The organism is Cyanobacteriota bacterium, assembly GCA_025054735.1.
Classification (GTDB): Bacteria; Cyanobacteriota; Cyanobacteriia; order SKYG9; family SKYG9; genus SKYG9.
Window position 1 is genome coordinate 1 of sequence record JANWZG010000165.1, and the last position, 7,941, is coordinate 7,941.

General features: G+C 46.2%; 9 protein-coding genes. 5 read left to right on the plus strand and 4 right to left on the minus strand.

The features are described from left to right. The 4 genes from NZ772_09530 to tig form a co-directional block, all read right to left on the minus strand. A partial coding sequence (locus tag NZ772_09530) for an AAA family ATPase (GenBank protein ID MCS6813794.1) occupies positions 1 to 510 on the minus strand: 510 nt, incomplete at its 3' end. Positions 511 to 549: 39 nt separating this feature from the next. Beyond that, on the minus strand, positions 550 to 1,908 hold the full coding sequence (gene clpX / locus NZ772_09535) for an ATP-dependent protease ATP-binding subunit ClpX (protein MCS6813795.1): 1,359 nt from the start codon (positions 1,906 to 1,908) through the stop codon (positions 550 to 552). A 30-nt stretch (positions 1,909 to 1,938) separates the two neighbouring features. Then, positions 1,939 to 2,562, minus strand: a complete 624-nt coding sequence (gene clpP / locus NZ772_09540) for an ATP-dependent Clp endopeptidase proteolytic subunit ClpP (protein ID MCS6813796.1) — start codon at positions 2,560 to 2,562, stop codon at positions 1,939 to 1,941. Between the two features lie 528 nt (positions 2,563 to 3,090). Next, positions 3,091 to 4,728 carry a trigger factor gene (tig, locus tag NZ772_09545; GenBank protein MCS6813797.1) on the minus strand — a complete coding sequence of 546 codons (1,638 nt, stop codon included), beginning with the start codon at positions 4,726 to 4,728 and terminating at the stop codon, positions 3,091 to 3,093. Between the two features lie 308 nt (positions 4,729 to 5,036). Here tig and NZ772_09550 point away from each other — a divergent pair, with 308 nt between their 5' ends. The 5 genes from NZ772_09550 (at position 5,037) to NZ772_09570 (ending at position 7,655) form a co-directional block, all read left to right on the plus strand. Then, positions 5,037 to 5,816, plus strand: a complete 780-nt coding sequence (locus NZ772_09550) for a DUF4079 domain-containing protein (GenBank protein ID MCS6813798.1) — start codon at positions 5,037 to 5,039, stop codon at positions 5,814 to 5,816. Continuing rightward, on the plus strand, positions 5,813 to 6,436 hold the full coding sequence (gene ruvA, locus NZ772_09555; GenBank protein ID MCS6813799.1) for a Holliday junction branch migration protein RuvA: 624 nt from the start codon (positions 5,813 to 5,815) through the stop codon (positions 6,434 to 6,436). The genes NZ772_09550 and ruvA overlap by 4 nt, the downstream gene beginning before the upstream one ends. Before the next feature lie 56 nt (positions 6,437 to 6,492). Beyond that, a complete protein-coding gene (rpsO, locus tag NZ772_09560; protein MCS6813800.1) occupies positions 6,493 to 6,762 on the plus strand; it encodes a 30S ribosomal protein S15 in 270 nt (89 codons plus the stop codon). A gap of 26 nt (positions 6,763 to 6,788) precedes the next feature. Beyond that, positions 6,789 to 7,391, plus strand: a complete 603-nt coding sequence (locus NZ772_09565) for a PAM68 family protein (GenBank protein ID MCS6813801.1) — start codon at positions 6,789 to 6,791, stop codon at positions 7,389 to 7,391. A 132-nt stretch (positions 7,392 to 7,523) separates the two neighbouring features. Beyond that, positions 7,524 to 7,655: a photosystem II reaction center protein Ycf12 gene (locus NZ772_09570; GenBank protein MCS6813802.1), complete on the plus strand. Its 132-nt coding sequence runs from the start codon at positions 7,524 to 7,526 to the stop codon at positions 7,653 to 7,655. The last annotated feature ends 286 nt before the right edge of the window (positions 7,656 to 7,941 follow it).

Here is a 7,941-nt window from a genome sequence, read left to right on the forward strand (position 1 = left end):
ACCACCTCGATCGGCACTCACCACTAGAACAGTAGGTGCACCTAGATACTTGGCCACGCGCATATTTGATACGTCCCAGGGCTGTAGGGCGGTTTCCACAGGGTTGCCAAGACCTTCACACACAACAATGTCAAATTCTTCTGCTAATTGCTGCAATGCTAGAGTGACAACTTGCCAACTCTGCTCAGTGTAGCGTTTTGTGTAGTCTTCTAGGCTACATACCCCTATGGACTTACCTTTGAAGATCACTTCCACGTGTTGAGAATCTTGGGGTTTCAGCACGACAGGGTTCATCTCCGCGCGCGGTACTGTCCCTGCTGCCCAGGCCTGCACTGCTTGAGCGTAGTCAATCTCTATCCCACTGACGGTTATGTAGCTAGTTGTAGCTAAACTTTGCGCCTTAAACGGGGTTACACGCCAACCTTGCCGAAATAATAATCGGCACAGTGCAGTCACTAGTAAAGATTTACCGACTTGGGATACAGTGCCCACAATTGCAACTGCCTTCATAGGCATAGTTGGCAGATAACAATAGGTTTTACTCAGATATTAAGCAGACTCAGGCTTCGGCAGCGAAGATGGGTGCACCAATAGTTCAGCCGTAGAGCGCTTCTCAACCATCTCTTTTGTAATCAGACACCGTGCAACATCCTTGCGAGATGGCAACTCATACATAACGTCTAACATTAACTCTTCTACAATACTGCGCAATGCACGTGCGCCAGTCTTGCGACGATAGGCTTCTTGGGCGATCGCTCGAATAGCCTCTGGCGTAAATTCAACCTGCACGTTATCCATCTTCAACAACTTCTGGTACTGCTTCACCAGTGCATTGCGAGGTTCAGTTAAGATTGCCACCAGTGCATCCTCATCTAAGGGATCCACCACAGCCATCACAGGCACGCGACCAATAAACTCAGGGATAATGCCAAACTTTACTAGGTCATCAGGCTCTATCTGCCTCAGCATGTCGGCTGTACGCTGCTCACGAGTTTGATTGATATCGCTGACCGATTCAACATCAAAACCAAGACGGCTACGTTTACCTACACGTTGTTCAATCAACTTCTCTAGGCCAACGAAGGCTCCACCACAGATAAACAGAATGTTACTTGTATCAATCTGAATGCAGTCCTGATAGGGATGCTTGCGACCACCTTGAGGAGGAACATTCGCAACAGTGCCTTCAAGCATCTTTAGCAGTGCCTGTTGCACACCTTCTCCTGAAACATCACGAGTAATCGATGGATTCTCACTCTTACGAGCAATCTTATCAATCTCGTCAATGTAGATGATGCCACGCTGGGCTTCTTCAACATCTAGGTCAGCTACTTGGAGTAGGCGCAGCAGAATATTTTCAACATCTTCACCAACATACCCTGCCTCAGTTAGCGTTGTAGCATCAGCCACGGCAAATGGCACGTCTAAAATCTTTGCTAGAGTCTGGGCCAGAAGCGTCTTGCCACAGCCTGTGGGGCCAATTAGCAAGATATTGGACTTTTGTAATTCAACATCGTCTTGAGGCACCTTACTAGATCTAGAGTCTTTTGCCTGAAGGACACTGAGACGCTTGTAGTGATTGTAAACGGCAACTGAAAGTACCTTCTTGGCAGCATCTTGACCAATTACATACTCATCAAGATACTTCTTAAGCTCTCTGGGCTTTGGAATTTGGCTTAGGGAAATAGAACTAGTCTTAGCTTTGCGCTTTTCTTGCTGTTGTTCACGACGATTACTAGGTTGAGAAACCGAAACGCTAGCATCAAACAACTCTTCGTCTAGAATCTCGTTACAAAGATCTACGCATTCATCACAAATATAGACCCCAGGCCCAGCAATAAGCTTACGAACTTGTTCCTGCGACTTACCGCAGAAGGAACACTTAAGATGGGAGTCGTATTTGGACATAGATGCCTCAAAATCTCAAGAAGCGGTGAACTAAGAGTTTGACGGATGCGAAGGACGATTTTTAAAGACATGATCAATCAAGCCATACTCTTTAGCCTCTTCGGCTGACATGAAAAAATCACGCTCTGTGTCCATTTCAATCCGCTCCAGAGGCTGACCGGTGTGCTCAGCCAAAAGGCGGTTCAGCGTTTGCTTGTGGTAGAGTATCTCCCTTGCCTGAATTTCAATGTCAACAGCCTGACCTTGAGCACCTCCAGATGGCTGATGAATCATAATCCGGGCATTTGGTAGAGACATACGCTTACCTTTTGCTCCGCCTGACAATAGAAACGTACCCATACTAGCAGCTAATCCAAAACAGATCGTAGCAACATCGGGACGAATCTGTTGCATTGTGTCGTAGATAGCCATGCCTGCGGTGATTGAACCGCCTGGAGAGTTAATGTAAAGTTGAATGTCTTTTTCAGGATCTTCAGCATCTAGGTACATGAGCTGAGCAACGATCGAGTCAGCTAGTTCATCAGTTACCTGAGACCCCAGGAAAACAATTCGCTCCCGCAAGAGTCCAGAATAGATATCGAAGGCTCGCTCCCCTCGACCAGACTGCTCAACCACCATGGGCAGAGCATTGTGTGTATCTACAAATCCAGACATAAGCTTACCTAATCGATGAACTACCTGAACAAGCATCTACTAAATTAACTCTAGGTCTAGAGAGTCGTCAGTGCCTACCAATCAACCATCAAACTCTTCATTGAGCTGTTCAGCTAGTTAATAATAAGACACTAGAAACCATACCTACCTGCACACTCACCCCAAGTTTAGTGATGAGTTTTGACTGAGCAGCTATGGAATACTTACTCGCTAGACTATACTCGCTAGATCATAGCGTCTGATCAACGGGTAGACGCTGCACTGGAATAACAAGCGCTTAGCTAGACCCTGCTTAGCACAGAAACTACTGGACAGTGAACTATGCGTGTACGGCTGTCTAGTTGCATACCTAGCTCACTGCTATTGTAACCAATTGCTGAAATAGATCACAGAAATTTGAGCTTTAGTTGAGCTTTAGTAGGTACTAGCTTTAGCAACTGATAGTCACAAATTCATAACAAGCCAACGTCTAACCCGTATTAATAATGCATCAATGATGCAAACCTGTATTCCTCTAGCACAGGCTAGTTAGCTATTGTCTTCAGTTACTTGATCAGCTTTGGGTTTCGCTTTGGAGCGCTTTTTTTTGGGAGTTAATTCAGCTTTTTCACCAGCAATTTCTTCTGCGGAAGCCTCTAGATTTGGCTCACTACTGGTGACTGGCTCGTGATTATCTGCTGGTTGATGATCAGCAAGTGGGGATGCTGGCTCGTTCTCATCGGGTTGAGACACTGTTTCAGCAACTGGACTTGCATCATCGGCAGTGACGGTTGATGACTCTGACGACAATAGGTTTGCTGATGTCTCAGTATCAGATGATGGTGTTAAGGACCCTTCTGGCACTAGTTCGATTGTTGAGTGAGCTGCTAGCCACTCTAATACATTCTCGGCAACTAGGTCTTCTCTCACAGCAATTTCTAGCAATTCAGGATCTACATTGCGATCGCTCATGGCTTGGGTATATTCCCTTACCGTGACAGCAAGTTTGTTAGGATCAACCGTGATATTTTCACGCTTGGCAATCTCTCGCAAGGCTAGGCGCTGTTTTAGCCGATTTACTGCCTCTGGTTGCAGTTGCTGACGAAACTCCTGCATCTGTTCCGAGTTTAACAGTTGATCAATTCGAATGCCTTGGTTTTGCAATCGCATAGTTGACTGCTCTAGCAAATAGTCAACCTCACGGTTAATCATAGTTGCTGGCAAGTCCACTTCAACGTGCTTTAGTAATTCGGCAATCAGGGCGTTCTCTTTATTGGAGCGGGTACGATCGTTAGCCTCTTCCGTCACTCTTGCTTCTAGAGAAGCACGCAACTCTGCCAATGTCTCAAATTCACTTACCTCTTGAGCGAAGTTATCATCCAGATCAGGAAGTTCTCTAGCCTTTAAGTCCTTCAGGGTTACAGTAAAGGCCACGGTCTTATTGGCTAGCTGTGCCTGAAAGTAGTCAGCAGGGAACTGCACTACGATCTCTTTTGATTGATTTAGCTCCATGCCGACAATGCCGTCAACGAATCCAGGGATAAAGCGATCTTCGAGCATATCGAGCTGAAAGTCAGTTACTTCTCGCTCGATAAACTCCCTGGCTGCTTGGTCATCTTCTGTCAACTCTGCGCCATCACTAGCCACGAGTCTACCCACAAAATCCACAGTTGCTATGTCATCTAGCTGAGCAGGACGATCTTCCACAGGGATCAAGGTGGCTATCTCACGGCGACGTTCCTCAAGCATTTGATCAACACGAGTCAGGTCGGGTTTCACTTCTTCAGCTTGAACGACAAATCCCTGATACTGATGCAGGGTAACTTCGGGTTGCACATCGACTGCGATCGAAAACGTCAGAGGCTTTTGAAAGTCAAGGGTATCCACCAGTTCTTCAAAGGAGGATGTCAAATCTACATCGCCGATGGTTTTTAGCTTTTCTTGCTCGATCGCCTGTTGAATACATTGATTTATGACATCTTCTAACGCTGTAGCCTTAAGGCGACGTTCACCAAACCGCTGTACAAGGAATGTTCTGGGAACTTTGCCCTTCCGAAACCCAGGGAAATTATACTCTCGCAGATATTTTTGAATGACCTGCTCATACGCTCTTTTCAAGCGCTCTGCTGGAACTTCAATCGCTAACCCAACTCGACTCGCAGGCTGCTTTTCCTGGGTAACTTTCATTGATACTCTACAAACCCAATAACATTAAGGCTACTGACAGCTAATCCATCTCCTCGATGCTGCTCGTTAGCCGCAGTAAGCTATACTAGCAAACTTTTGGCAATAAACATTTGCAGAACTTCTGAAAACTATTCACTGAGACTCAGCGTAGAAGTAGGCATAGCAACATTACAGGTACTGTTTAATCTAGCAAAATAGTAGTTGACCTGCGCAAGCGGTTGCTTGGTTAGACTGTTATTTAAGGTTATGGCCTATGGACTGGTTACAGACTTACCCCGTCATGCATCGTACAGTGTGAATAGCATCCTATGAGTACTAAGGACTTGTTTTCGTTAATCCATCCACTCTTGGCTGTAGTCTTGGTGTTTCCCTTGATTGGCACGGTTGTCAATATGGCATGGCAAACTCGGCAACGTCGTCTTATGCTAAAGGCTGGTGAAAAAACTAGGATTCCACCTGTAGTGGGTTCTGAGCATGTCAAGATGGGTCGGTGGCTGACTGGCTCCGTGGTTGGGATTACACTCATAGCCCTTAGCTACTCAATTTTTATCAAAGATGACCGTGGATTAGAGCTGTGGCGTAAAGCACCAACTAAACTGATATTGTTGGCCTTGATTTTAGTAGCAACGATCGCAGCACTAGTGTTGTTGTATCGAGCTACTCCTGTACTTTGGCGAGCCGTGTTTGCGACACTAACAGGCACTGGAGTAGTTTTTCTGGGATGTCAAGACGGTGTGTTTCGTCGTGGCTTTGAGTGGTATATCTCCCACTACTACTATGGGATAGCAGCAACCTTGCTGATGATATTTTCGCTAGCAATCTTGCCAGACATTTACAGGGATCGCTCGGAGCGATGGCGCATCGCCCATGTTGTTCTCAATTGCGTTGCCCTAGTCTTGTTCCTAGGGCAGGGTTTTACTGGCTCTAGAGATTTACTCGAAATCCCCTTGAGTTGGCAAAAGCCTTACCTGTTTCAGTGTGACTGGGGAGCGCAAACCTGTCCATTTCCTAAGTCAGAATTGCCAATATCTGATTTTGATGATGTGCTGACTGCTAAGGCTAGTGAGTCACCAAATCAACGGTTATGATTGGTTACCTGCGGGGAACGATCGCATCTGTACAAAAAGCAGGGAATCGAGTCACCATAACGCTGGATGTTCATAATGTTGGGTATGACATCCAAGTTGTACCTCGTTTGGTGCAGACTTTGCCAGAAGTTGGTACCGTTCTCCAGATTTTTACCCACCAGCAAGTTCGGGATGACCAGATTGCACTCTATGGCTTTAGTTCTGGAGCAGAGCGGGATCTGTTCAAACAGCTATTGACCGTTAGTGGCATTGGGCCACAAGTTGCGATCGCGTTGCTGGATACTTTTACATTGCCAGATTTGGTGCAAGCCATTGTTTCAGGCAATACACGCCTGCTGGCACGATCGCCTGGGGTTGGGACTAAAACGGCTGAACGCATTACCCTAGAGCTGCGCAGCAAGCTAGTTGAGTGGCGACAGCAATCAGGGCTGCTCTCTACCCCACTAGCAGGGCCTACGATTGCGATTCAAGAAGATGTAGAATTGACACTACTGGCTCTCGGTTATACAACAACTGAGATTCAGCAGGCATTGCAAGCTGTAGGACAGTCCACAGCCCTGCCCAAGAATGCAAGTGCTGAAGAATGGATTCGTCTGGCGATTGCTTGGTTGAGTCAATGAAGCTAGGTGTGCTACCATTAGCTTTTGCCAACATTACCGTAAGCAGATTTTTTGCCATGGCTTTGCTACAGGAACGCAAACACAAAATCATTCACGAGTATCAACTCCATGAGACAGACACTGGCTCTGCCGATGTTCAGGTTGCAATCCTGACTGAGCGCATTACCCGTTTGAGTGAACACCTGAAAACCAATAAAAAAGACAACACATCTCGTCGGGGACTACTCAAAATGATTGGTCAACGTAAACATTTACTGGCCTATATTAACCAGAAGGATCCCGCTCGCTACAAGGCTTTGATTGAGCGTCTTGGTATTCGTGGTTAGGGGTTTACTGCAATAGGCTTGATAGTATGGCTACCGATCAAACGTCCAATTCCAGCGATCGTCAACGCCTTCCCTTTGAACCAGCTAGCGGGCGCAAGAAGGGTAAGAGCCAAGCTGGCGACAAACAAGTAGTTGCTGAAAAGCGGGCTTCTGCTCCATCAGGGACAACAGCTAGCTCTGGCTCCCAGCGATCACAGTCCAATTCATTGCAAGAGCGAGCCAAACAGATTCTAGGCAAGACCGCTTCTCCAGCAGAGGCAACTGATGCTCAAGCAGATCGGGCCGTTGGCATTCCAGAGGTGGTGTCTCGTCGGATGGTAAGCCGCATGGTTGTTCTTTGTGGCATTCCTTCGATAATGGGTATTTTGGTGTTTGTAATTTCCTATCAGTTAGTTAGTCACGGATGGTTTGCATTACCCAATGTGGCAGTGCTTTTAGTGAGTATGGGCTGTTTTGGTCTAGGCGTAGTGGGTTTGAGCTATGGTGCTCTTTCAGCGTCCTGGGAAGAGGATACTCCTGGTAGTTTGGTTGGAATTTCGGAATTTTTAGTTAATTTCAAACGCATGACAGATGCTTGGGCGGTAGCACGAGAGCGTCGTCGAGCCGCTAAATCTTCACCAGAATCCTAGGGCCTCTGAGATTCGTAATCCTTTCACTAACGTTAGACGATTGTCCTTTCTTGGAGTTTTGTAAACTTTCTTAAGATAAGTAAGCATCTCTCGATAGGATTAGCAGTGTGAATTGTCTGTATGGTTGGGTTTATGGAGTTTTTTACAAATTTTATTAGTGCAGTGAATTGGGAAGTTATTGCCCAGTTGACATTTGTATCCTTGATTATGCTTTCTGGCCCAGTGGTTATTTTCTTGCTGGCGGTGCGGGGCGGTGATCTGTAACCTGCCTGGGTAACCTGCGTAGAAGAGTTGCGCAATCAGTTAACAGCTATAGTTCTCATTGTTAGGGTGAAAGAGCAGTGGTGATGGTAATCTCCTCTGCTTTTTTGATCGCATTGATATGAGTAACATATCCAGCAGTTTAAGTGAACTGGTCAGAGTAGTCCTAGTCTTTAGTACGCTAGTTATTTACAACTTTGTCAAGGAACTAAACACCTTGCTCAGCAGAGGTTTTGTATAGTGATTCACAGCGTTATGATTATGACTAGCCTAAAGAATATTTGGCATC